Origin of the sequence: Pseudoalteromonas phenolica, assembly GCF_005886345.1 — a bacterium.
GTDB lineage: Bacteria > Pseudomonadota > Gammaproteobacteria > Enterobacterales > Alteromonadaceae > Pseudoalteromonas > Pseudoalteromonas phenolica_A.
The window spans coordinates 75,681-100,129 of the sequence record NZ_PNEC01000017.1; the positions used below are offsets into that span (position 1 = coordinate 75,681).

At 41.2% G+C, this 24,449-nt stretch carries 16 protein-coding genes; 8 read left to right on the forward strand and 8 right to left on the reverse strand.

What is annotated here, in order from left to right:
* Window positions 1–11: 11 nt before the first annotated feature.
* Window positions 12–2,099: a basic secretory protein-like protein gene (locus CWB72_RS09290; RefSeq protein WP_138630835.1), complete on the forward strand. Its 2,088-nt coding sequence runs from the start codon at window positions 12–14 to the stop codon at window positions 2,097–2,099.
* An 801-nt stretch (window positions 2,100–2,900) separates the two neighbouring features.
* The gene (locus tag CWB72_RS09295; protein WP_138630837.1) at window positions 2,901–3,491 is read left to right on the forward strand and encodes a hypothetical protein; all 591 of its coding nucleotides are present in this window, start codon (window positions 2,901–2,903) and stop codon (window positions 3,489–3,491) included.
* Between the two features lie 593 nt (window positions 3,492–4,084).
* Here CWB72_RS09295 and CWB72_RS09300 read toward each other — a convergent pair.
* From CWB72_RS09300 to CWB72_RS09315, 4 genes are all read right to left on the reverse strand, one after another.
* Window positions 4,085–4,297: a hypothetical protein gene (locus CWB72_RS09300; protein ID WP_138630839.1), complete on the reverse strand. Its 213-nt coding sequence runs from the start codon at window positions 4,295–4,297 to the stop codon at window positions 4,085–4,087.
* 75 nt (window positions 4,298–4,372) lie between these two features.
* The gene (locus tag CWB72_RS09305; protein ID WP_138630841.1) at window positions 4,373–7,183 is read right to left on the reverse strand and encodes a TonB-dependent receptor plug domain-containing protein; all 2,811 of its coding nucleotides are present in this window, start codon (window positions 7,181–7,183) and stop codon (window positions 4,373–4,375) included.
* Window positions 7,184–7,554: 371 nt separating this feature from the next.
* Window positions 7,555–9,117, reverse strand: coding sequence for a basic secretory protein-like protein (locus CWB72_RS09310; RefSeq protein ID WP_138630843.1), 1,563 nt, complete (start codon window positions 9,115–9,117; stop codon window positions 7,555–7,557).
* 302 nt (window positions 9,118–9,419) lie between these two features.
* The gene (locus tag CWB72_RS09315) at window positions 9,420–10,448 is read right to left on the reverse strand and encodes a LacI family DNA-binding transcriptional regulator (RefSeq protein ID WP_252371521.1); all 1,029 of its coding nucleotides are present in this window, start codon (window positions 10,446–10,448) and stop codon (window positions 9,420–9,422) included.
* 356 nt (window positions 10,449–10,804) lie between these two features.
* Here CWB72_RS09315 and CWB72_RS09325 point away from each other — a divergent pair, with 356 nt between their 5' ends.
* The 6 genes from CWB72_RS09325 (at window position 10,805) to CWB72_RS09350 (ending at window position 19,831) form a co-directional block, all read left to right on the forward strand.
* The gene (locus CWB72_RS09325) at window positions 10,805–13,207 is read left to right on the forward strand and encodes a GH92 family glycosyl hydrolase (protein ID WP_436409852.1); all 2,403 of its coding nucleotides are present in this window, start codon (window positions 10,805–10,807) and stop codon (window positions 13,205–13,207) included.
* 11 nt (window positions 13,208–13,218) lie between these two features.
* The gene (locus tag CWB72_RS09330) at window positions 13,219–15,759 is read left to right on the forward strand and encodes a GH92 family glycosyl hydrolase (protein WP_138630845.1); all 2,541 of its coding nucleotides are present in this window, start codon (window positions 13,219–13,221) and stop codon (window positions 15,757–15,759) included.
* Between the two features lie 2 nt (window positions 15,760–15,761).
* Window positions 15,762–16,970, forward strand: a complete 1,209-nt coding sequence (locus CWB72_RS09335) for a sugar MFS transporter (RefSeq protein WP_138630847.1) — start codon at window positions 15,762–15,764, stop codon at window positions 16,968–16,970.
* Entirely contained in the window at window positions 16,967–17,965 is a 999-nt protein-coding gene (locus CWB72_RS09340) for a carbohydrate kinase family protein (protein ID WP_138630849.1), read from the forward strand. The genes CWB72_RS09335 and CWB72_RS09340 overlap by 4 nt, the downstream gene beginning before the upstream one ends.
* Window positions 17,966–17,972: 7 nt before the next feature.
* Window positions 17,973–19,151, forward strand: a complete 1,179-nt coding sequence (locus tag CWB72_RS09345) for an AGE family epimerase/isomerase (protein WP_138630851.1) — start codon at window positions 17,973–17,975, stop codon at window positions 19,149–19,151.
* 230 nt (window positions 19,152–19,381) lie between these two features.
* The gene (locus tag CWB72_RS09350) at window positions 19,382–19,831 is read left to right on the forward strand and encodes a hypothetical protein (protein WP_138630853.1); all 450 of its coding nucleotides are present in this window, start codon (window positions 19,382–19,384) and stop codon (window positions 19,829–19,831) included.
* A gap of 71 nt (window positions 19,832–19,902) precedes the next feature.
* On the opposite strand, the gene CWB72_RS09355 is transcribed toward CWB72_RS09350, so the two are convergent.
* The 4 genes from CWB72_RS09355 to CWB72_RS09370 all read right to left on the reverse strand — a co-directional run bounded on the left by CWB72_RS09355 (window position 19,903) and on the right by CWB72_RS09370 (window position 24,432).
* On the reverse strand, window positions 19,903–20,523 hold the full coding sequence (locus tag CWB72_RS09355) for a hypothetical protein (RefSeq protein WP_138630855.1): 621 nt from the start codon (window positions 20,521–20,523) through the stop codon (window positions 19,903–19,905).
* A gap of 94 nt (window positions 20,524–20,617) precedes the next feature.
* Window positions 20,618–21,436 carry a lamin tail domain-containing protein gene (locus tag CWB72_RS09360; protein WP_138630856.1) on the reverse strand — a complete coding sequence of 273 codons (819 nt, stop codon included), beginning with the start codon at window positions 21,434–21,436 and terminating at the stop codon, window positions 20,618–20,620.
* 327 nt (window positions 21,437–21,763) lie between these two features.
* Window positions 21,764–23,098 carry a sensor histidine kinase gene (locus tag CWB72_RS09365; RefSeq protein ID WP_138630858.1) on the reverse strand — a complete coding sequence of 445 codons (1,335 nt, stop codon included), beginning with the start codon at window positions 23,096–23,098 and terminating at the stop codon, window positions 21,764–21,766.
* The gene (locus tag CWB72_RS09370) at window positions 23,098–24,432 is read right to left on the reverse strand and encodes a sigma-54-dependent transcriptional regulator (RefSeq protein WP_130254245.1); all 1,335 of its coding nucleotides are present in this window, start codon (window positions 24,430–24,432) and stop codon (window positions 23,098–23,100) included. The genes CWB72_RS09365 and CWB72_RS09370 overlap by 1 nt, the downstream gene beginning before the upstream one ends.
* Between the last annotated feature and the right edge of the window lie 17 nt (window positions 24,433–24,449).

The following is a 24,449-nucleotide window of genomic DNA, read 5'->3' on the forward strand; positions in this document are numbered from 1 at the left end:
AAGGAACGAACATGAATAAATTTACTTTATCAGCACTGGCATTGTCGGTTTCGGCAATACTAATTGGGTGTAACGATGGCTCGGGTTTAACCGAAGCGCAAACTGACGCTGAGCAAAGCACGCAAGTGACGCAAGCTGCAGGGTCAAGTGCCTTGCGCAATATGGCACAAGACAAAGGCGTAGAAATCGAAGCTGTATTAGCCGAAGGAATAACGTCTCCTGATGGTGAGCAGGTCGGCAACTTAATTGACGGTAATCACAGCAGTAAATTCTTGGCCTTTGATAAAAAAGCCACTGTGATCTTCAAAGCGGCGAAAGCGGTTGCATTGCAAAAATACCATTTTGTTTCTGCAAACGATGAGCCTAAACGTGACCCCAAAAACTGGGTGGTATATGGCTCAAACGACAAGCAAGAATGGGTTGAAATTGATTCTCGTGCAAATGAAGCATTTACTAGTCGCGCTGAGTTAAAGGTGTACGAACTTGAAGGTGAGCAAGCAGCATATCAATACTTCAAATTTGATTTAGAGCACGGAGGGACTGACAGCTATGGCGGGGACATTACTCAGCTGGCAGAGCTTGAGCTGTTTGTGATTGCTGAAGCGCCAATTGTTTCTTTTTCTGCATCTACCTTAACACCAAAAGTAGAAGAAATAGTGATATTTGAAGATACTTCATTAGTAAACCCAACAAGTTGGCAATGGACGTTTGAAGGGGGCACGCCAGCAACCAGCACTGAGCGTAAACCGCTTGTTCGTTTTAACGAACTAGGCGCGAAAACCGTGACTTTAGTGGCTAAGAACGACAAGGGTGAATCGGAGCTTGTTAAAGCAGACTTCATTCGCGTCTGGGATCCCGCAAGTCCTTGGGCCGGTTTCCCTCAGCCAACGGTAACATTCACTAAAAATAAACCAGAGCATCCAGGCCAAGCGGTACTTGAGCGTGTCATGCCTGATTTAGAAGCAGAAATCCATCGTATCTCTGAGTTGATTGCTAAACGTTTATTCAACAATGTGACAGAGATAAACGTGTTTGAATCGGTTGAATTTATCACCGATGAATATGACTTTCCTGCGGCAAAAGGTGGCACAGACAAACAGATGCAATTGATGTTTGATCTTAACCACATTGCTAATTTAGAAGGCAAAGGCGATCAAGCTATCCGCGATGAGATCATCGGTGTACTTTGGCATGAGCTCACTCACGGCTATCAGAATGTGCCAAATACAGGTGATTATATTGAAGGAACAGATCATCACACTTACCTTGAAGCCATGGCGAATTTCATTCGCATTGAAGCCGGATTCTATGAACATGCGCGAGCAAATATTGATTGGCTAGATAATATAAACCAAGACGCATATAACCAAACATCATTCTTCTTAGAGTGGGTGGTAAACACCAATCGTAATATTGATTTTATGAATGAACTGAATGCTGCAGCTAAAGCACTGCCTAAGTGGTCTTTTGATGCCGCGTTTAAGCACATTTTTGGTGAAAGTCGAGGCTTAGATGTGATTTTAGGCGAGTACCAAACTTACCTTAAATCACTTGGCAAAGTGCCTCCTTACCCAACGCCTGAAGCCGGTTACAGCAATGCGGTACAGTTTGACGGCGTGACGGTGAGTACCAATGCAAGCCATATTGGCATTTGGGGTGAAGGCCCTGAAGCGTTAGCCGATAACGACATTCGCAAGAAGTTTAATGCTGTGGTTGAAGCACCTTGGTGGGTACCAGAATATCTTCCTGATATTTTACCGATTAACGAAGTTGAAACTGTGAATGCAGATTTTGTATTACCACAGGCAACTAATGTAGCTAAATACTCAATTGCGACTGCAGGTGATAATGAAATTCGCTTCCCAACGAGTTGGCAAGTATTTGGCTCAAATGATGGAGAAACATGGACATTAATCGATGAGCAAACATTTACAGCCTTGCCAGAGCTAGTAACGACTTATACGTACGAGCTTGCCAAGCCTGAAGAAATACAGTACATCCGGTTCTCATTTAAAAATGAACGCCAGGGAGAGGGTATTGGCGGCGACAATGGTCGGTTAATCCAAATTGGTGAAATAGCCCTTTGGGCACAAGAGTAGGACGCTCCCTAGTCCCCTTGATGTGAGAGTCAAAGCCGGTTTTATACCGGCTTTTTTTATGGCTAAGCAGTGTTTGTTCGCCCTGTCTTAACCGAATAGTTGAAGCCGACACTGCAATCGCATATATCTACGACATTTTCCTAAATATATGTTGCAACGCGTTTTGGTTATCAGCATTGCCAAGTACAGCAGTTCAAAAGGTTAACCTTGAGTCGGTGAACCGAAACCCTAGGTCGATGTGTTTGGTTTAGCTAAGTGGCTTTTGTAGTGATTTGACGACTGTTTTAATGTCGTTACGGGGTATGAGTTTGGCTTAGCTGAGGGGCGTGGCGTCAGAAGTCAGTCGCAAATTAGTATTATAATGAGTTCGCACTCTTTACTTAAATTAGCGACAAAAACAGCATGATAGAAAACCAATTATATTATGGTTATTAAAAAACTATCACTGTTGATGATTTGAGTGCATTGATGTACCTGTTTATGGGAGTGGGGTGCAAGAATGCACTTGTGTTACTTTAATATTTTATATACCATTAACTTTCTAGTCACAATTTATTTTAAGGAGAAAAAATTGATTAGACTTATTTTAACTGCAGTACTTTTAGTACTTAGTTTTAAATCCTACTCTCAAACCATAGCTACTGAATGTGATTATTGTGTTTCGAACTCATCATTCTCATCTAAAGCACTTCATTCAAGTGCAAGTGGTCGTGGCTATGTTAATGATATTGTATATGTTTTTAACTTTACTTCTGAAAATATAAAAAATACCAAGTAATTAAAGAGCCGTCTAGCGAAGGTTTGCCAGCTTTCACAAGGGTTGTACAATTATCAGTTTCAAATCACCAAAAATCACAGTTTTCAAAGGCTGCAAAAGCAAAAAAAGCAATTGACAACTATTTAAAGGAATCGAGAAATAGTGTTCCAAGAAATATTGCTGAAAGCGCGTATGACTTAGTTGGTGCTAGTTATGTTAGAAGTGACGTAGCTCAACATTATGTCAATAATCAGACAATTAGAGACTATGTAGCTAATTATACAAGCGCCGCAGTTTCTGTGGTAACTAAGCTTCTTGATATAAAATGGACCGTGGAATTAAAATTTTCTGACGGTTCAGTTGCAACGTTCGTATTAGGTGGAATACAAGAAAATGGCAACTTGAAGTTAGATTTTGTTTCAGCTATAGATTTAGATGGTAATAATATCCCAACTACAAAACAAGGTTTCATGTCGGGTGAGTATCGTTTTGCTGAGCAAGGAAACCGTGGAATACAAAACTTTTTAGATGCAGCGAAACGCGCAGGTGTTCCGATATCAAATTCTTCTGGTGGTGGAGGCTCCACTACGATGGTATGTGATAACGATATTTGTATCATAACCTACTCAAATTAACAGGAGTTAGAAATGATGGCTTTAAATGCAACTTTAGTTGGAGAATTGATAGTCATTGCAATAGTGATTACCACAATAGCTTTAAAAGTATCAGAGAATTATATAGATTCCTCATATAAGCCTAGTTATATCATTAATATATTGTCAATTGGCTGCTTTCTGGTATTGGGGTTAAGTTATTTTATATATGCAATGCATAGAATATTCAAAGAGAGAAATGGTTAATAACATAAATATTCGGTAATTTTTAGTGCAGCAGTCATTAGATATGGTTGCTGCTCTAATTTATATCTAAGGTAAGAGCGTGAACATTTTTTAAGCGCCTACCCTGTTCTCTTTATCTAAATAATTTCTATCCATCGCACCCAAACGCCGCTTACGTTTAATGCTGGCTTTTATACTGTTTTCTCTCGTTAACTGACTTACCCCTGCCAGTCTGAATAGACTGAAACTCTCTGCCGTATTACCGCCAATTTAGAGCGCTTTCATTTGTCTTGAAAGTATCATTACTTAAGTTAAATGAGCCCGATGAAAGTTAGCAAAACAAGACAGAATTAACGCCCAAAGCTAATAATTTTGGGCGTTTGCGTTTACTAAATAATAACACCGCACCCAGATTCAAACTGGAAGCCGCATGTGAAGGCCACGCAATGAGTCATACCTTGTGCTGATGGCTCAGTGTAATCACAATGTTTGGCTGTGTGGGGGTTGTAACCACCTGCGATTTCAGGCGTGAAACCTTGTGGTAAAGTATTGTTAGTCGTTTGCAGCTCTTTAATATGCTTTTTACGTAATTTAATCTTCATTGTTTTTCCTTAATAGTAAAATGATTGCTGTGAATTAAGTTATGCGACTTAAAGGAAAGCCGTATAACATATAGATCAAAAGGTGTATGTTGCTTTTACGTAGAATGTAGTGCCTAAGAAAGCAGCGCTGTATGCACCAATTGAATTGGTATTACCTTGGCCTCTTCTCATTACCCTTCTTGGTTCTACGTTAAAGATATTATTGATGCCTAAAGAGTACTGCCATTGCTCAGATGCCATGTAATTGACGTTTAAGTTTGAGTATGACCAGCCTTTAATTGTGTACTTGGTGTCTTGGCCATTTTCCTTTCGACCATCGGTTTCTGCTTCACCAAGGTAATAGGTAAACCAATTTGCTGACCAGTCAGCATATTGCCAATTTACACTGAAATTAATACGATTCTCAGGCTGAAAGCCGCCATTACGAGAATCAGTGCCTACGTAATCAGTCGTCGCGCCATCAAAAATGCTAATTTCATGCTTTAGTGCATGGTGCCAGTTTGCACTTACTTTGAAATTACCGTATTGAGAGGTTGAAAACTTGTAGAATGCCTCACTATCAATGCCTCTATAGTGTGATGCGTTTAGATTTTCATTGTAGACATCAACACCAAGTAAGACACCGTGAAGTGGGCCACTTTGATACCTATGAATATCATCACAGAAAGCCCCAGTTTCATTACAAAGCTCTATTTTTCTTTGTGCATTAAATCTTGAAATGGTGTTTTCGAGTTGAATGTCATAATAATCAACAGTAAATGATAAGCCATCTAGTTGACTAGGTGTGTATACTAACCCTAACGTTTGTATAACGGCTGTCTCTGGCTCTAAGTTAGGATTGCCACCGGTATTGGTTCTGATCAAATCCAAGCCATCTCTAAAACCGGAAGCAGGTGCGCCAGTTTTTAAACAACCCGAGTCATTCGCCTGTGTGAGAGGTCTCAAAGGACCTTCAGGGCCTGTTTTGCAAGGATCGGTGCCACCTTGGAATGAAGGGAGTTGACCTGCGAACAATTCCTGAATATTAGCAGCTCTGAAGGCTTGGCTGATTGTAGAGCGAACACTAATATCATCATTTATTGTCCAAAATAGAGAGGCTTTAGAGTTCGTGGTATTACCAGCACCAGTACTGTAATTTGAATAGCGACTAGCTAGGTTTAGCTCTAAAGATTTTGCAATAGGTGAATTGTCTAGCAGTGGAATATTCAATTCAATATATGCTTCAGAAACGTTGTAGCCGCCACCAGTAGGACGGCCATTACCATCTGTCGTCATCGCATGAACTGCGTTACTATCTGTTTGCTTTAGACCTTTGAGTTCCATGTAACTGACACCAGAGGCAATGCCTAAATCACCTGCGGGTAAGGTCATTACTGTACCAGTTAGATCAAAAGTCGCGGTTTTAATTGATGAGTAACCGTAACTGACATTCGACCAATCACCCGATACATATTCCATTGCACCATCGGCTTGAGTTTCGCCAGGCTTAATAAAAACATTCAAAGGCACACAGGTGCTTTGGATAAATTTTATTGCATCAGGACCACTGCCACACCTAAGTACACCGGCTTCGTCAAAGTGCGTTGGACCAACGGCTTCACGTACTCTTGCCCAATTAAATACGCCTTCACGTGTTTCTTGGTTGTCATTGCGGCCAAAAGTATATGCAGCTTGCCAAGACCAAACATCATCAAAGTCACCACTTAGTCCTAAGGCAATATTGAATTGGCTTGCATCAAAGCGACTTTGACGTGAACCAAATTCATTCATACGTTTAGACCATTTAAATATGTCGTAACTATTTCCGTTGGCGTCTTTTGGGCCAAATTGCTGGTTGTAATAGTTATCTTTAGAAATAGGAATATCATCATAGCCACCGATCCATGGGATCAGAGGTTGAGCTGACGAGTTTGAATCATTATTTCTGTGGGTATAAAGCGCTTCAAAATCAAAAACGACATTTTCTGAAAGAAATGCATTACCGAGCTCATAATTTGCAAAAGCCGACATATTATAAACTTCAGTAGGCTGTTGTAATATGGTTTGTTCGAAGTCATTGTAGCCATCAGCATCTGTATACTCGTGGAAAGCGCCGTAATTGGGTCCTTGTGTTAGACGAACGCCATTGGGATCTGTCACCGCGGTCCAAGGGATCCAACGACTTCCTCGGTATGTTAGAGAACCATCATTTTGTAAGTTTGTAGGCACTTCAGAAAAAGGAATATCTGCAGAATAAATAACATCATCTTCTGAGTAGCTTGCCGAAAAAGTCACACTGCCTTTGTCTGCAGAGAAGCCTGAAACGAACTCTATGTGCTTTTTTGCGCCATCAAGGTCGGTGTTATTTGCATAACTAGCTGTAACTTCGAATCCTTCGTAATTTTTTTTAGTAATAATATTGACTACACCTGCTATTGCATCAGAGCCATAAATCGCAGATGCCCCGTCCATGAGTACTTCAACTCTTTCAACAATACTGGTCGGTATAGCGCCAAGATCAACTGATGAATCAGCGCCTTTGCCACCATAAGGTAATCTTTTATTGTTCAATAAAACCAATGTGCGATTTGTCCCTATGCCTCTTAAATTAAAGCGAATGGCACCACTACCATTAGCGGATAAAGCATTCTCGGTAGGCTGAGAAACTGTCATTGTCTGCAGAATATCGCCAATGTTTTTGTATGGACTTGCTTCAATTGTGTCTTTATCTATGACGGTTACAGCTCCTGCAGAAACAAGGTTGGTTCTAGCAATACGTGAACCTGTAACGATGATTTTTTCGACCTTTTCTTGCTCAATTAGCTGGTCAGCCAAAGCTTTGTTTGAACCTAAGGAGGAAACTATCGCCAAAGAAATCATGTTGTATAGAAATGTTGTGTTTTTCATTATTCTTCTCGATTGTTAATCTGAAAAAGCAAGGAAGTAAATTCACTTGCTTTGCTCTCAGGGAAAAAATGTATATGTGAAATATTTATTTCATTGATTATTAAATCATCAAATTGGATCGTTCCAAAAAGTATTAATTTGAATATAGATATTCTTAAATTGAATAAATTAGATATTAATAGGGGTTTGGTTTGTTTTTGGTGAGTAAAATTAACTTTAATTATGCTTGTTATCTTGTGAAGAGTGTTTGATTTAACTTTTTATTTTTGCTTGATTATTTTATATAAAGACTAATTGAATGTTTCTTAATTAAAAAAATGCCTAGTCGTAAGATACTGACTAGGCATTATGTATAACAAGTAAATAGCTAATTAATACTGTAGCTGGCCGCCAGATTGAATAAACTGTACGTAGTCATTCCAAGCTTGCTCTACGCCAACCCCCAGTAAGTCGGTAAATACACGGTCAAACGACCAAGTGTAATTTGGATAATCAGCTGCTGATTGATTGAACTTACGTATGAATAGTGGATCTTTTTCTTGTTTTATATAGTGTAAGAAAAAGCCCGTTGTTGTGTATCCGCCCAACCATCTTCTCGAATTGCCAATGTCTGGCTGACGCGTTTTGTGGTAGCCCGCACCAATACGTACTGCATCAGCAAGTCCTTCGGTAAATGCCCAAAAAGGACCAGCATCACCATAGCCATCCCGAGTTATTGGTGAGTTATTATAACCATGTGTTATTTCATGATACAGAATGCCATCAATTTCATCTCTTATTGAATTATCGTTATTGCCGCTTTCTCTATACAGCCTTTCTAGGTGACGAGTACTCACAGCAATAGTCATTTCACCAGAGCCATCTCTACCAGTTTTATAGGCAACAAAGTCATTACCCCATGGATCCAATGCTCGAAGCTCGAAGCGCAAATTTCTAAAACGAGAAGACTCTCTAGGATCTGTGTAAAGTACTTGGGCAACATCAATACAGCGTTGTGCCATGTGATTTGCTGGATTGCCAAGTATACGATTTACCAGCCTTGAGCCCTCTGTCTCTGGGTTCATATCAACAAAGTCAACAACAGGCTTTTGCCATAGTCCATCATCACCGCCACCTGAGTCTTTTTCTTCATTGATATTGATTTGATAGTTTGTCTGCGACCAGCCGTAAACAGAGACGTAGAGATTATTGCCTTGCGCTTCGCAACTTTCAGTTGCAGTGGGTGAAGTACTGGCACAGGTGTAGTTTGCTGTATCTGGTTGACTACCGAGACCAATATATAGGTCCGCATCACCAGAGCCTGAAGTCGTCGCTTTTACTTTACCTGTTACGTTAAATGGACCGTAATGTTGCCAGCTTCCTTGGTTTAAACTTTGGCTGTCTTGCAGTGGCAAGTTATCAACTGGTGGAGGTGTTACTGAACCACCAAATAGCTCTATTTCGGCCAATTGTAGAATATTCGCCCCATTGTTTGCTGTTACATTTAAACGAATAAAGGTGTAAGCGTCTTGGTTATTAAACGAATATTGTTTTTTCTCGTAACGTGAAGCAAAGCTCTGATTAGTTTGGGTGTCTAAATCTGTCCAATTTAAACCATCGTTAGAGCCTTGAAGTTGCCAATCTTGCGGATCGCGCTGTTGTGCATCGTTTGCCGAAGTAATGCTATAGCCAGTAACAACTTGCTGCGTTGAGAACTGATAGCTTATCCACCCAGTAGGCTCAAAAGTGAGCCATTTGGAATATTGATTATCATCAAACGCCTTATCCGCAGTTTCGCCATATTGGCTGTTTTCTGCTGATGCACTTATGGCATTTGGATCTAATTGAGTAAGGTCATTACTCGTGGTGGAACTTGCATACACTTGGCTTGTTAAACCTGCCAACAATAGTGATAGAGCAAGTGGTGTTTTTCTTATCAATTTGATGTTGTTCATAATAGCTTCCTTTAATTGTAACGTTCCAATTTTATTCTGATCTAAAATCGTCAGATCTGAATGATGTTTTTTTGGAACGTTCTAATGGTTTGCTCGAGCATGAAATTTGTCAAATTTTATTTTACGTAAAATTTACATTTTGATGGCTTTTTTATTAATATTTTTATGTTTTTTAGTGGTTTATCTGTGTTAATAATTTGTGATTATAACTTATGTTGTTGCAATAAATGAAACTTGATTGGGTTATATCGAAAAGTAATAAATAAGAGGAGATAAGCAGTGCTTTTTAGCACTGCAAAAAACTATGAGCTACGTTCGATTAACGCTACTGGGACTTGAGTTAATCCTTTTTGCGTGTCGTTTTTCAAGATATGACACACGGCTTTGGCAATATCGTTGGCATCAATCTTTACTGTGCTCAGTGGCACACTCATTAATTTTGAGTCGTCCAAGTCATCGAATCCGATCACACCGATATCAGCACCAGGTTTTAAGTTTTGCTCGGCTAGATATTCAATCACGCCATAAGCCACAATGTCGTTAAAGCAGACCACAGATTCAACTTGCGGCACTTGGGCTAAACATTCTGACATTGCAAGTCGACCACCGTGACGGTTTGTGGTGCTATTAAACACCCAAGTTTGTATGTCATTTTGCTCTTTGGCAGCTTTGTTAAAGCCAGCTAAACGTTGGTGGTAATCCGATATTGCTGCATCACCACCAATAAAGGCGATGTGCTTATGATCTCGTGCTATTAACGCTTTCGTCGCGTTATAAGCGCCCATTTCGTTATTTGGTAATACACAAGGTACTTGGCTGCCATCTACTTGACGCATGATGCTGACCACTTGCGTATGCGGTTTTTGTAATTGATTGAGCCAGCTTGCTTGGGTGTTTGGCGTTGGACAGATAATAAAGGCTTTCACACGGTATTCTTGCAGTTTGGCTACAATTTGCGTTTGCGTTAGGGCATTTTCGCTGGTGTTGACGAGCGTTGCCATTAAGCCCAGTTCACGAATGTGTTTTTCAAGGGCAACCGCTAAATTTGCAGAATAAGGGTTGGTTAAGTCGTTGATCACAATAGCGACTAAATCTGAAGACTTACTGCGCATCGCTGCGGCTTCACGATTATATACGTATCCTGTTTCTTCGATGGCTTTGAGTACTTTTTCTTTTGCGCGGTCGCTGGCTTTATCGCTGCCGCGTAAAACAAGTGACACCGTAGACTTTGAAACACCCGCTACACGGGCTACGTCATGTACAGTGACAGACTGCTTGTTAGTATTATTTGTTTTCAAATTTTGGCTATCTATAAAATGTGGTTGTCTCAATAACAGCGCCAACCAGTGGTTATACCAATACTCAATAATACGTAATCCTTTTGAAGGAATAAAGCTACCGCTAACTGCGTTAAAAATTTCTCATTTAGAACAACTAAATAGCAAAATTTTTGCCTTGTTATCGAAAGCTTTCTTTGCCTCAAAATTGAACACTTAATTAAGAGTATTGGTATTAATTTTGTCGCAATGGGTTGTATTCTAGCAAATCGATCAGTATATTCAAATTACTCTTGGAACGTTCCATTTTACCTTTAATAGGAAATTAAAGGATAATCGGCTCATTCCAATACCAATCGTTAAAGATTGGTATCTATATTTATTTAGGCTATTTGGCAAAGAGGCAAACAATGAAAACGATAAGCCACGGGTGGCACAGTGCTAAACGCATGACTTACTCATTCGTCATAGGCGGTGTGATGATGTTAGGTGCGACACAAGTTGCAGCAAACACGCAATATGTAGATCCATTTATTGGTACTGGCGGTGATGGCCATACTTTCCCAGGTGCAGTTGTACCTTTTGGTATGGTGCAATTGAGCCCAGATACCGACTCTGTATTTCGAGGCATTGACCCACAGCCAGAAATCTACAAGCGTTGTGCGGGCTATCATTATGACGACACCACCATTGTAGGTTTCTCGCATACCCACTTTAGCGGCACGGGTCACTCAGATCTTGGCGATTTACTAATGATGCCAATTACGGGCGAAGTGAAGTTAGAGCCGGGCAAAGCTGACAACCCAGATGCGGGGTATCGTTCTCGCTTTAGTCATGACAATGAAACGGCAAAGCCGGGTTATTACCAAGTTTGGTTACAAGACTACAAGGTGAATGCTGAGCTCACAGCGACTACCCGCGTAGGCATGCACAAATACACTTTTAAAGAACATGATAAAGGCAGTGTGTTAATGGATTTAACGCACAGCATTTATAACTTCAAAAACAAAGTCATTTGGAGTGATGTGCGCGTTATCGACGACCGTACTATTTTAGCGTACCGTGCGACCAATGGCTGGGCGAATAATCGTCAAATGTACTTTGCCATTGAGTTTTCAAAACCGTTTAGCGATATCGAGCTGATTAACCTAGATAACACACGTTACCGTTGTAATGGCTGCTTAACCGAAGGTAATGGCAAAAAGCCATCGACCATTGTTAACTACAAAATCCCAGAAGCGGCAGGTAAAGCCATTAAAGTGGTTGCAGACTTTGAAGGTCTGAAAGGCGAGCCACTGATGGTGAAAGTGGGTATTTCAGCGGTTAGTAAATCAAATGCACTTGAAAACTTAAAGACTGAAATTCCGCATTGGAATTTCGACAAAGTGGTTAAGCAAGCAGACGACACATGGCACAAGTCACTTGATAAGTTTGAAGTAGAAGGCTCGCTATCTGAAAAGCGTCAGTTCTTCACGTCGGTTTATCACGCACTTCAAGCACCGAGTGTATATCAAGACGTGAACGGTCAATATCGTGGTGTTGATGGTGAAATTCACCAAGCGAAAGATCACACGCACTACACGCTATTCTCACTATGGGATACCTATCGCGCCCTGCACCCATTATTGACTTACATTGAGCCTGACAAAGTATCAGACATGATCTCTTCAATGCTTGATCATTATCAGCAGAGCCAGGACAAAATGTTACCTATCTGGTCGTTCCAAGCCCATGAAACGTGGACCATGATCGGTTATCACGCGGTATCAGTCATTGCTGATGCGTATCTAAAAGGCATTCGTGATTTCGACGTTGAGCTGGCTAAAAAAGCCATGATCGATACTGCAAACCACCCGCATTACGATGCCATTCCTGAATACAAACAATATGGTTATGTACCATTAGACGTTCTAGCTGAGTCAACGTCTATCACTTTAGAGTATGCATATGATGACTATACGATTGGTCAATTCTTCACGGCGCTTGGTGATAAGAAAACAGCGGCTGAATACTACGAGCGTGCGACATACTACAAAAACGTGTTTGATCCAGAAGTACGCTTTATGCGTGGTCGCATGAAAGATGGTTCATGGAATCCAGACTTTGATCCGCAAGAAGCAAAATACATGGGTGCTTTCACCGAAGGTAACAGCTACCAGTACAGCTTCTATGTACCACAAGATGTGCACGGTTTAATTAAGCTAAAAGGTGGTGACAAGAAATTTGTTGAGCGTCTAGATGAGCTTTTCGAAACTGAGCTGTCGTACGAAAAAATCAAAGAGCACGAAGACATTGCAGGTCTAATTGGTCAATACGCTCACGGTAATGAGCCAAGCCATCATATTGCCTACCTTTATAATTATGCGGGCGAGCCTTGGCGTACTCAGGCACGTATTCGTCAAATCATGGATACGCTGTCTTCAGACAAGCCTGATGGTCTTGCGGGTAACGACGATGTTGGCCAAATGTCGGCGTGGTATATCTTCTCGGCAATGGGCTTCTACCCAGTATCACCGGGTGATTTAACTTACGCACTAGGTGCACCACAATTACCGAAAATTTCTTTAGCATTGGCAAACGACAAACAATTTACTGTGGTTGCAAAAGGTCTTTCTAAGAAAAACAAATATGTAAAGTATGCACGCTTGAATGGAAAAAGGCTTGAGCGAAGCTATATCACTCACGATGACATAATAGCTGGTGGAACATTAGAGTTTACGATGTCAGCTAAACCTAACAAATCATTTGGTCAATCACTGTCGTCACGTCCGCCATCAATGAGTAACCCTGTGAACAACAACTTCTTTAAATAAGGAACAGAAGCATGAAAAAATCATTCTCTCGTTCATTGCTTCTTTTTACGCCTGCGGTTTCGCTGAGCCTTGCGCTCAGCGGCTGCGGCGATAACCGCAATGAAGATGCACAAGCAAAGCCTGCTGAGCAAGCAAACAGTAAAGACGTTGCATATGTGCAAGATCCAGCCAGTTTTGTTAATCCATTTATTGGTACAAAAGGTCCTTTTAACCATCGCCAAGCAGCAAACGTTGTGCCGGGTGCAGTGCAGCCATTTGGTATGTTCAACTTTGGCCCTGAGCACGCTTACACTGAAGCGTTATTGAAAGAAAGCGAAGGGATCAGCAAGCGCATTAATAAAGACAATGTGCGTGTTCCTGTGTCACCGGGCGGCTACAACTGGCAAGCGACGCGTTTAAAGGGCTTTTCTTTTACCCGTTTGTCAGGCACCGGGTGTTTAGGTGCGTCAGGCGATGTGCCAGTTTTACCGTTTAATCAAGCCATTAAACACTCTCCTGCGACCGATAAAATTAACGCCTATTATGGCGCGAATTTTAGCCACGATGATGAGACTGCCATTCCGGGTTATTACCAAGTAGGTCTAGATTCTGGCATTGATGTACGTTTATCAGCAACCGATCGAACTGGTATTGCCGAATTTACCTTTGACTCGCCAGAGCAAGCCAAGCTTATTTTCAGAACGGCTTATTCGCAGCTGGGCAGTGGTGATGCGTTTACCCAAGTGGATTTAGAAAAAGGAGAGGTGAGTGGTTATGTCACCAGTGGTAACTTTTGCGGTTACTTAGGCGAATATAATCGTCGCGATTATTACACACTACACTTTGTGGCGAAAATTGATGCGCCGATCACAGGCAGCGGTGCGTATGTTGATAACAAGGTAGCAGCCAATGTGACTTCTAGCCAAGGCGGTATGGGCTATGGTGAAACCGGTGTGCCAGAGTGGGGTAAAGGCTCAGGTCTATGGGTCGATTTAGACGTTAAAGCAAAACAACCTGTGACAATGCGTGTGGGTATTTCTTACGTAAGCCTAGACAATGCCCGTGAGAACTTAGCCAAAGAACAAGCTCAGCAAAGCTTTGCGCAAATAAAAGACAAAGCCTATGCGGGTTGGAACGATGCGCTAAGTCGCGTGAAAGTGAAGTCTGACGATAAAGACTTACTGACGACTTTCTATACGGCGTTATTCCACAGTCAATTTCATCCAAATATTTTTAGTGATGTGAACGGCGAGTACCGAGGTTTTGATCAACAAGTTCATAATATCACTGACAAGCAAACGGCGCAGTACGCGAACTTCTCAGGCTGGGATGTATATCGTTCACAACTACAGTTAGTGAGTTTAACGCACCCGCAAGTTGCCAGTGATATTGCTCAGTCGCTATTCAATCAAGCTAATCAATTTAATGGTATTTGGGACAGATGGACGCACAACAATGGCCCAACAGGGGTGATGAGTGGCGACCCATCAGCGATTGCCATTGCTAACTTTGTGGCATTTGGCGCAGATAAGTTTGACATTGAGGGCGCGTACGAGTCTTTGTACAAAGCCTCAACAGTGCCAACAGAGTACGATTTATCAGACGTGGGTTGCCCGGTTTTCTGTCGTGGTCAAAAACCATCTTTAGATGAATGGCTAACGCTGAATTACTTATCTGATCAATCTAATTCGTGGGAAGGGGCGAGCGAAACCTTAGAGCAAGTCTCTGCTGATTTTGCCATGTCACAATTTGCAGCGCGCTTAGGTAAAGACGTACACAGCACTGAAATGCTCACGCGTTCAGGTTATTGGAAAAACCTTTATAACCCTAAAGCGACCTCAGAGCTTGGCTATATTCAGGGCCGCAATAAAGATGGTAGCTGGAAAGAAGCGTTTGACCCATTCAGTGGCCACTTATTTGTCGAAGGCAGCCCGGCTCAGTATTTATGGATGTTACCGTTTGATGGCCAAGGACTAAGCCAATTATTAGGTGGTGATGAGATAATGTCTGAGCGTTTAGATTCACATTTGCGTAAACCTGATGGCACTTGGGTGTTATATCGTGATTCAGCGCAATATGCTGACGTTTCGAATCAGCCATCAATTGCCACGCCTTGGATGTATCTGTACACAGGCGATGCATATAAAACGCAGCAGACGGTGCGTGAGACCATGAAGCAACTTTGGCATAACTCAGTGTCTGGTATTCCAGGTCAGGACGATTTAGGTCAGATGTCATCTTGGTATGTATTCTCGGCATTAGGCATGTATCCGTTTTACCCGGGTCGAGCAGACATGGTGTTATCAAGCCCAGCATTTGAACAGGCAAAAATTGGTAATATTACCATTCAAGCGCCAGCTGCAAGCGCCGAACACATTTATATTAAAAATCTAAAAATCAATGGTAAAGACACGCTAAATAGCTGGATTGACGAAACCCATGTTAATGCGCCACAGCTGCTAGAATTTACCCTAGATACAAAACCGAGCCCCGAGTTTGGTGGTGCACTTGAGCATCGTCCACCATCTTATTCAGTCGCAGCTCCTCTAGTTGCAACTTCTGAGGCGAAGTAATCATGGCGAAGCAAATTAATCAAAAAATGGCGTTTTATGCCATGACCAGCTTGTTCTTTATTTGGGGTTTTATTACCGCGTTAAACGACATTCTGATCCCATTCTTGAAAGCAGAATTTTCACTGAGCTATACCCAAGCTATGTTGGTGCAGTTCTGTTTCTTCGGTGCTTACTTTTTAGTGTCGCCATTGGCTGGTCGCGTGGTGGCGAAATTTGGTTATCGTAATGGCGTGTTTATTGGCTTATTGACGTTAGCTCTGGGCTGCTTGCTGTTTATTCCAGCAGCAAGCGTAAAAGAGTATACGTTATTCTTAGGCGCACTATTTATACTTGCAGGCGGTATTACCGTGTTGCAAGTATCTGCAAACCCTTATGTTAATTGCTTAGGCGAGCCAGAGCATGCGGCCAGTCGCTTGAATTTGGCACAGGCGATTAATTCATTGGGTCATACGGCTGGGCCATTGTTTGGTACGTTTTTCATTCTTTCGGCAACCAGCAGCAGTACCGGTGCAGAGCAAGTTCAACTGCCTTATTTTTTAATCGCACTGGCAGCCATCACAGTGGCTTGTTCGTTCAAATTTATCGAACTGCCTAAGCTGAATTTTGAACAGCAAAAAGACGTTGAAGTTAGCGATTCAATTTGGCAGCAAAAGCACCTTGTTATGGGGGCGCTGGGTATTTTCTTATATGTTGGTGCTGAGGTCTCTATTGGTGGATTCTTAGTGAATTACTTCGAACGCCCTGAAATTGGCGGTTTGACGGCAAAACAAGCGGGCAACATGGTGGCTTACTACTGGGGCGGCGCGATGATAGGTCGATTTATCGGCTCAATTTTGATGCGTAAATATGCGCCAAGCTTGGTATTGGCATTGAATGCTGTCATGGCCGCGGTGCTATTGATGCTCACTGTGTTTAGCACCGGCAAGTTAGCAATGTGGAGTGTATTAGCGGTTGGTTTCTTTAACTCGATCATGTTCCCAACGATTTTCAGTTTAGCAATTCGTGGTCTAGGTCAACTAACAGCAAAGGGCTCGGGCTTACTATGTCAAGCAATTGTTGGCGGTGCTGTTTTCCCTCTACTTCAAGCGGTCGTTGCTGATAAGTTCTCAGTACAAGTGAGTTTCTTAGTGCCGCTATTCGCCTATGTCTACATTCTATTTTTTGCTATGAGCCAGTATAGAGGTCGAGCGCAAGAGGTGAGTGCTGCATGAGTGGGGTGTTATGTTATGGCGAAGCGCTGATCGATTTTTTGCAGTTTCAAAGCCAAGAACAAGATGGTTTAAACATTAACGATTATCGACAATTCCCTGGTGGGGCGCCTGCCAATGCTGCGGTGGCTTTGGCCAAACTCGGTGGGCGGGCGCAATTTGCCGGACAGGTTGGGAGCGATCAGTTTGGTGAGTTTTTAATTCACAGCCTTACCCATTACGGTGTTGATACTCAGTTTACGTTAAGACACGAGACTGCACCCACGCCTCTGGCTTTTGTGCACTTAGACGCAAGCGGTGACAGAAGCTTTACATTTATGCGAAAAGACAGCGCTGACCTTTTGCTCACACCAGAGCAAGTAAGCGAAGCATGGTTTGCAAATAACCGAATTGTGCATTTATGTAGTAATACTTTGACTGAATCAGGTGCTGCGGCAACCACGCAAACTGTGCTTGAACAAGCAAAAGCGCTTAGCTTACAGGTATGTTTTGATGTGAACCTGCGCGCCAATCTTTGGAAAGATCAAAAAATTGATATTGTATTGGTGAACCAAGTGGTGAAACAAGCCGATATCGTCAAGTTTGCTAAAGAAGAATTCGAACTGTTAGCACAAGGTAATCCTGAGCAGTACTTAGCTGATTGTTTAGCGGCAAATTGTCAGCTTATTTTGATCACTAATGGCGGTGATGAGATTGAGTATGTGAGCAAACAATTCCGTGGTCACGTGAGCCCAGCGAAAACGAAGGTGGTTGATACCACTGCAGGTGGCGATGGCTTTATTGGCGCGATTCTATACTTGCTTAGCGAAACCATCCAACTTGAAATCTTATTACATAGCGAAACACACATTCAAAGTACTGTGGCTTTTGCCAGTTGCGCAGGCGCCATTGCTGTGTCAACACAAGGCGCTTTCCCTGCATTGCCAAGCTTCACACAAGTCAGCGACTTATTTAACGAACAATTTAGTGGCACATACGATGCTGCCTTTTTAGAGTAAAACACACGTGAATTTTTATAACTCAGAATTTTTAACAACACACAGTCAATCGATCGTCGACTTTTATAAAGACCGTTGTGTCGACAATGACCTTGGTGGCTATTTTCAAAACTACTTAGACGATGGCACAACATTTAATAATGGCTTTCGTCAGCTTGTCAGTAGCACACGTATGGTTGTGAACTTTTGTCGTGCGGCAAAGCTGTTAAACAACGACGAATACTTAGCCATTGCAAAGCATGGATTGGACTATGTGGAGCAACAACATTGGCGTGAATCATCTAAAGCTTATGCGTGGACTTTGCAAGACAACCAACCGCAAGACATGACACAACAAGCCTACGGCTACGCGTTCGTATTGCTGTGCTACGCCCATTGTTATAAAGCTGATGTAATTGACTCTGATATTAAAATTAGTGAAACATTCGACTTGCTGGAATCGCGATTTTGGCAAGTTGAAGAGGGTATCTATGCCGATACCATTTACGATGATGGCAGCTTATGTGACTACCGCGGTCAAAACGCAAATATGCATATTTGTGAAGCGTTAATCGCAGCCTATGATGCGACTCAATCTCCTATTTATCTTGAAAAAGCACAGCATCTAGCCAATCGTTTTTGTTTTGAGCTTTCAGCGCAAAGTTTAGGTTTAGTGTATGAGCACTTTACGCCAGAGTTAGAGCCAGATCTTGAATACAACAAAGGCGACCCAAAAAACTTGTATCGCCCTTGGGGTTTTCAACCAGGTCACCAAACAGAATGGGCTAAATTACTGATGCAACTTAATACCTTTCAAGCGCGACCTGAGTTTGTTGAAAAAGCACAGTACCTTTTTGATATTGCGTATAGCAAGGCATGGGATACCTTCCACGGTGGTTTAGTGTATGGCTTTGATACTGACTATCAAACCTGTGATAGCGATAAATACTTCTGGGTACAAGCCGAAAGCTTTGCAGCTGCGGCTATGTTGTTTGATGAGACTAAACAACCACAGTATCTAGAGCAGTATACCGAGCTTTGGGACTATTGTTGGCAGCACTTTGTAGATCATGAGTTCGGTGCTTGGTTCAGAGTACTGACTGGTGCAAATCAAAAATACAGTAATCAAAAGAGCGAAGCAGGTGCTAAATGTGACTACCACACACTAGGTGCTTGTTTTGATGTGCTGGAGTTTTCTTTTAGTTAAAACCAAACATTTATAAATTTGGTGACACTGCCCATGTGAGTCATAGGTTTTTGCGCTTTTTGCGTCGTGCAGACTCCTACTCGAAGCATCTTTGCTATTGATTAAAACACTTTGGTGTGGATTAAAGGCTTAGGTGCTTTTTTACTATGTTATAAAGTAACCTTATTGCACTTATACAGTGTATTAGTTATTTTATGTAAAAGTAGCGTGATGTTAATGTAAGGTTTGTTGTGGTAATTTCAGATAAAGCATTGATGGGGCTAGTATTAAGTTTGACAGGCCTATTATTGATAGGACATTTCAGTATTGAAGAACCAGTGTTACCTGACTATCTCGTCATCTGTATGGCGATTGTTTTTGCAGGTCAATTTTACCGTTTTCATCCTAAATACAAACAGAATAATGCCTTAACCAATCAGATCCGTCGTGATGGAGATGTACTTAAAATAAAGAACAAATCCTTGCATACCGTTATGGCGAAGGGAAGAAGTCAAAGTATTGAGATAAAACGGATTTCAAAAGTCACGGTCATTGACGAAGGGCTATCAATTATTGTTGATGGCAATAGCTCTGGATTCGATTTTTTCTTAAACGATAACGCGCAAGATATTATTAAACACTTTCAATCTCTACTCTCGAAGCAAGAGCAAACGCTGATCCAATTCGAAATAATAGCTTAAACCTTTGAGAAATAAGACTGAGAAGTGGGCGAGGGTAAGCCCCTCGTTTTTTATGCTAAGTTGAACATAAGTTACTGATTCGAACCTTTTGCTATATCCAACGCTAGATTGAATTTTTCATCATTACTGTCTATTGCTTGTTCTAATTCAGTTAATGACTTTTCACCCTTTTGATAGACGATTTCAAGACGCAGTGCCTCGATAGTATACTTTAGTAACACAAGATAGATCAGTGGTTGGTTACCCTCACTCGTCTTCTGTAAGTTAAACTTATACTCATTTAAATCGATTAGCGTTTGTTCAGAGAGCGTTCTATTTACCAGACTTTGTCGCATAAATGTGTTTAGGTAATCGGGAAATGGCAGAGGGTTTTTATCAAAAAAGTATGCGCGTGTTTTGTCTTCTTTTGGTAGCGCTAGGTAAAAGTCATACAGATCTTCTGAATAGTCATGACTACTTTCAATGGCTGCGATGGTGGCTTGCATCAGCTTAATAACATGTTGTTTTTCTTTTTGCTCTTCCTCTATGTTGGCAAAAGCCATTGCGAGTAGTACGCCAAATAATGTTGCAATTAAAGTAAGAAAAAAATTTATGCCTATTGAAAAACGATTAATAGCAGCTTGGTACTTAGGTATAAAAGTGAGCATACCAAGTAAAACCAGTAAAATGATTAACAGTGTGTATAAAATCATATCCTTAAGCTCTATTGTTATTTTAAGCCAGCATCATATCATTTTAAAAAAAAGGGGGCTAATGCCCCCCAAAATCACTATGAAGCGAAGGGAGTTATGCAAAGTGATATTCGTTAACCAGTTGCTTGTTGTTATCTAACAAGCTCACTGTTTTTGATTCATGATTAAAAATAGGAGATTGGCTGTTAAAAGAATGTGCGCCAGTTTCAATGTGATTTGCGTAGATTTTGATTTCTGAGCAAGGTTCCATTTTACTCATTTTTGGAAATTCAAAAGTCAAACCATCTTTGATACTTAATACCCAGCCAGATAAATCGACCCAATAGGTGCTTAAATTAATTAACTCAATATGATCCCTATGACTGTCTTTAAACGCTAAATCATCATGACTGATATGCGAAATGATCACAGAGTTGTGTGCTTTTCTTCCGTAAATCCAACAACTCACTACAGAGCCTTCGGCATCAAGTAGTTTTATTTGCGCGCCTTTTTGACTAAACAAAGGAGAGGGACTGTTGAACATGAAAGTGCTTTGCTGCTGCTCAATTTTAATGATTTGATTAGGCTTGATATAACTATTTTTTGGAAAAGTGAAAAGCGCTTGTTGACCGTCAGAAATCTCAATATACCAATTCTCCAAGTCAATAATTGCCGGTCCGGTATTTTTGATTTCTATACACTCGTTTGCTTCACATGTGCTGACATAGTCAATTTGCACTTGCAAAGGAGCCATTAGCTTAAAACAGCTATGCCAGTAAGACTGCACAGCACCATGAGCATGTCGCTGGTTTTGCAGATTTGGCATGGTGTTCAGAGTATTAATTTTAATCTGTTGATGGACTTTATCTAACGCAGAATGAGCATCTGTTTGCCAAATTTCATTGGCCATATTTTGTCTGGTTTCAAAGTTCATAGTTAGCTCCTTTAATGACTTATGAATATATTCATAGGTCGCAATGTAACAAAACAAGCACTACACTTATCCGGCGGTAGTTTTGCTTGATTTTTCCTTCGTTTCCTTTCGCTAAAAATGCTTTTTTAGTTTGTTTTTAAAGTTATAAAAAACTTCAAATTAAATCGTTACAGCGCATTGTAGGGTCTAATTTATCCTAGTTTTCAATAAATTCACACTGCTAAATGCAAGTTTTGTATTTAAATCTATTACAAGGGATTACAAAACCACGGTAAAAGCAATATGAATATATTCATAATTTGATGCTTTTCAACAAGTTATAATTTTTTATATTTTTTGTTGAAAAATCTTCAATGGAATGTCAAATTCTACCATTACGCCACCATTTGCACGATTTTTGAGCTTTAATTGTCCCTGGTGTGCACTAATTACTTCGGAACAAATACTCAAACCGAGTCCGCTTCCTCCTTGTTTTGTTGAAAAGAAAGGCAATGTAACCTGATTGATTTTTCCTTGTGTGATCCCTTGACCTCGGTCGACCACAGCAAAGCGAACCCTGTCATAATCTTTTACGACCTTGATGCCAATATCAGATAGATTTGAACCAGATTCATGGGCGTTTTTAAGTAAGTTGATTAACACTTGTTCGAGTTGTAATACATCGAAGTAGGCATGTTCGCATGGTAAGTCTGCTAATAGTTCAAAGGTATAGAGTTTTTGCACATTCTGCAGTGTTGAAGTGAGGCTTTGTTTGCTGATATTTGGTTTTGGCAAACGGGCAAACTCGGCATACTTTGCGATAAAAGCGTTCAAATTAGAGGCTCTTTGGTTAATGGTTTGCAAAATGTCAGGGAGTAAATCTAGGTGGGTATTTTTTTCTAAAATGGCTTCTGCAGACGATGTGAGCGAAGAAATTGGGGCCAATGAGTTATTGAGTTCATGGCTGATTAAACGAATGGCGTTTTTCCAAAGTTGTAGCTCTTCTTTACCAATTTCTAAAGATAGGTCTTTGCATAAAACCAGCTGGTGGGGTTGGTGGTTATAAGTGACGGTTTGGTTGGCAATATAGTAGCTATGTTTTAAATCATTGTGTTCAAAGCTGATAATGCCAGAGCCTTGCTCAAGCAAAAAGGTGCGAATTGGTGCACTGACGTTATCAAGTAAGCCATATAGCTCTTTGCCTTTTAGCGAGCCTGCAACTTTTAATAGCTCGTTCGCTTGCTGATTGTGATAGACCACCTGCTTAAAAGGGTTAAAAAGCACAATTGCCATAGGCGAGGCTTGAACAATGCTATCTAGCAAGTGCTCTTTTTGGCTTAAAGTCTGTCTTTGCTCAGTAAGGTTGCGAGCAAGGTCGTTATATAAGTCTAGTATGGGGGCTAGGTGTTTATCGCCATCAGGGTGAATGCGAATAGAAAAGTCGCCATCTTTGAAACTTTTAATGCCATCATGTAAAGCATCAAGCTGTTTTTGTTGAAAGCTAACGAAATAGAGTAGGGCGGAAGATAAGCATATAAATGAAGAAGCAAATGCAACAGCGGTTAGCCAAACCCCCTGATACCCGAATTGACCACCCGCTGCATAAATGAACCAAAAAAGTGTAAAGCAGGCCAGTAAAGAGTAGCTTGTTTTGTGTAATAAACTTAACTCATTGTGCTGCATTATTTTAATCCGAACTTTTCCATACGACGATAAAATGCCTGACGGCTAAGACCTAAACTACGGGCTGCTTTAGCAACAATACCTTGATGTTTATCGAGTGCACTTTGGATGTCTTGCAAACTGTATTCGACTTTCTCTTCGACCGGCACTTTTGAAAGTGTAATCCCTAAATCTTTACTTTCAATGGTGTTGTTTTGGCAAAGTAGTTCGGCTCTACCAAGCACATTTTGTAATTCTCGCACGTTGCCAGGCCACGAGTGCGCCATTAATGTGTGTTCTGCATTGGCACTGAGCGATTTATCGGAATCAAGAAATGATTGTATCAATAGAGGAATATCGTCTTTTCTTTGCGCAAGAGGGGGCAGCTTTAGCTCAATCATATTAAGTCGATAGTACAAGTCTTCTCTAAACTCACCGTTGGCGATGGCTTGAGGCAAATTGCTATTGGTTGCACTGATAATACGCACTGAGACTTTACGAGTTTTGGTACTGCCTACGCGTTCAAATTCGCCATTTTGTAATACTCTAAGTAACTTTTGTTGCCCAGATAGAGGCAAGTTACCAATTTCATCTAAAAATAAAGTGCCACCATTGGCTGCTTCAAAACGACCTTCTCTGGCTTTGGTTGCACCAGTATATGCACCAGCTTCTGCACCAAATAATTCTGCTTCGATTAAATCTGCAGGTAATGCGCCCGCGTTTACTTTTATAAAGGGGGCATCTTTATATTGGCTATTGGCGACGATAAGCTCAGCGACTTTTTCTTTACCCGCACCATTTGGTCCAGTGATTAAGATGGGCGCATCTGAATGGGCAACTTGAGTTGCCATCTCAACGAGGTTAATCATACTGTTGTCGGCGAATACCATGCCAGCCAGATCGAAGTTATCACTAAGGTTTTGTAACCGTGATCTTTGCTTGACGTGATTGCTCAGTTGCTGCTGTTGCAGTTGATAGCTTTCTCGTAAATTTTGCACTGTTGTAAGAAGCTTTTGATCTTCCCAAGGTTTGGCAATGTAATCGGCTGCGCCATCTTTTATTAGCGCTACGGCCATTTCAAGATTAGCCCAAGCAGTGAGTAGAATAATAGGAAGGTCTGGGTCAAAATGACGAATTCGATGGTAGAGTGCTTCGCCTTCTTCACCTGAAGTAGTATCTCGTGTGAAGTTCATGTCTTGAATGACGAGATCAAAACCACCTTGTTGCAGTTTCGTCATACCTTCTTCTGGGCAAGTTGCGCCATCGCACTCAATGTCATTAATTAAAAATAAAATCCTGAGTGCTTTTACTATGTCAGGGTTGTCGTCGATGATCAGAACTTTACTTTGCTGCATATTGTTTTTCTTTTTTG